1 protein-coding gene is annotated in these 2,424 nt (G+C 61.1%); it reads left to right on the top strand.

The window, feature by feature from the left end; genetic code table 11:
• The coding region (locus AD666_RS26635; RefSeq protein WP_371259595.1) for a beta strand repeat-containing protein at positions 1-2,424 on the top strand (2,424 nt) is incomplete at both ends.

Raw genomic sequence — 2,424 nt, 5'->3', positions numbered from 1 at the left:
CCAGTCACCGTCACCTTGAGCAACGGCGCGATCATCACTATCGCTGCTGGGCAAACTACCGGCACTGTGGCCGTCGATACCCCGGCCAATGACGTCTACAACAACGGCAGCACTGTCAGCACTACCATCACTGGCGCAACCGGCGGCAACTTCGAAAACCTGGTACCGAGCACCGCGCCTGCGGTCACCACGATTACTGACTCGGCGGACAACACTGGCTTGACCTTGTCTGCTTCCAATGAAGTGACAGAAGGCGGTCAGATCACCTACACCGCTACGCTGACCAACCCGGCGCAGACGCCAGTCACCGTCACCTTGAGCAATGGCGCGGTCATTACTATCGCTGCCGGCCAAACCACGGGCTCCGTCGCCGTCGATACCCCAGCGAACGACGTTTACAACAACGGCAGCACTGTCAGCACTACGATTACCGGCGCAACCGGCGGCAACTTCGAAAATCTGGTGCCTAGCAACACGCCTGCGGTCACCACGATCACCGATTCGGCGGACACTACCGGCCTGACGCTGAGCGCCAGCGAAACCATTACCGAAGGCGGTCAGATTACCTACACCGCCACGCTGACCAACCCAGCGCAGACGCCAGTCATCGTGACCTTGAGCAATGGCGCGGTCATCACCATCGCTGCCGGCCAAACTACCGGAACTGTGGCCGTCGATACCCCAGCGAACGACGTCTACAACAACGGCAGCACCGTCAGCACCACCATCACCGGCGCAACCGGCGGTAACTTCGAAAATCTGGTGCCTAGCAACACGCCTGCGGTCACCACGATCACCGATTCGGCGGACACTACCGGCCTGACGCTGAGCGCCAGCGAAACCATTACCGAAGGCGGTCAGATTACCTACACCGCCACGCTGACCAACCCAGCGCAGACGCCAGTCACCGTCACCTTGAGCAACGGCGCGGTCATCACCATCGCGGCGGGTCAAACTACCGGCACTGTCGCGGTCGACACCCCAGCCAATGACGTTTACAACAACGGCAGTACCGTCAGCACTACGATTACCGGCGCAACCGGTGGCAACTTCGAAAATCTGGTCCCGAGCACTACGCCTGCGGTGACCACGATCACCGATTCGTCGGACACCACTGGCCTGACCCTGTCTGCATCTACCGAAGTGACCGAAGGCGGCCAGATTACTTACACCGCGACGCTGACCAACCCAGCGCAGACACCGGTCACCGTGACTTTGAGCAACGGCTCGGTCATCACCATCGCTGCGGGCCAAACCACGGGCTCCGTCGCCGTCGACACCCCAGCGAACGACGTTTACAACAACGGCAGCACTGTCAGCACCACCATCACTGGCGCAACCGGCGGCAACTTCGAGAATCTGGTGCCGAGCACCACGCCTGCGGTCACCACGATCACCGATTCGGCGGACACCACTGGCTTGACCCTGTCTGCTTCCAATGAAGTGACAGAAGGCGGTCAGATCACCTACACCGCGACCCTGACCAACCCGGCGCAGACGCCAGTCACCGTGACCTTGAGCAACGGCGCGGTCATCACCATTGCGGCGGGCCAAACCACGGGCTCCGTCGCCATCGATACCCCAGCGAACGATGTCTACAACAACGGCAGCACCGTCAGCACTACGATCACTGGTGCAACCGGCGGTAACTTCGAAAACCTGGTGCCGAGCACCACGCCTGCGGTGACCATGATCACCGATTCGTCGGATACCACTGGCCTGACCCTGTCTGCTTCTACCGAAGTGACAGAGGGCGGTCAGATCACCTACACCGCTACGCTGACCAACCCGGCGCAGACGCCAGTCACCGTGACCTTGAGCAACGGCGCGATCATCATTATCGCTGCCGGCCAGACCACCGGTTCCATTAACGTCGACACCCCAGCCAACGACGTTTACAACAACGGCAGCACTGTCAGCACTACCATCACTGGCGCAACCGGCGGTAACTTCGAGAATCTGGTACCGAACACCACGCCTGCGGTGACCACGATCACCGACTCGGCGGACACCACTGGCCTGACCTTGTCGGCGTCTACCGAAGTGACAGAAGGCGGTCAGATCACCTACACCGCCACGCTGACCAACCCAGCGCAGACACCGGTCACCGTCACCCTGAGCAACGGCGCGGTCATCACCATTGCGGCTGGCCAAACTACCGGCACTGTGGCCGTCGATACCCCGGCCAATGACGTCTACAACAACGGCAGCACCGTCAGCACCACTATCACCGGTGCAACCGGCGGTAACTTCGAAAACCTGGTACCGAGCACCACGCCTGCGGTTACCACGATCACCGATTCGGCAGACACTACCGGCCTGACGCTCAGCGCCAGCGAAACCATCACCGAAGGCGGTCAGATCACCTACACCGCCACGCTGACCAACCCAGCGCAGACACCGGTCACCGTCACCTTGAGCAAC

Origin of the sequence: Pseudomonas sp. Pf153 (assembly GCF_001269775.1) — a bacterium.
Taxonomy (GTDB): Bacteria; Pseudomonadota; Gammaproteobacteria; order Pseudomonadales; family Pseudomonadaceae; genus Aquipseudomonas; species Aquipseudomonas uvaldensis.
This window is presented reverse-complemented; position numbering and strand designations above follow the sequence as displayed.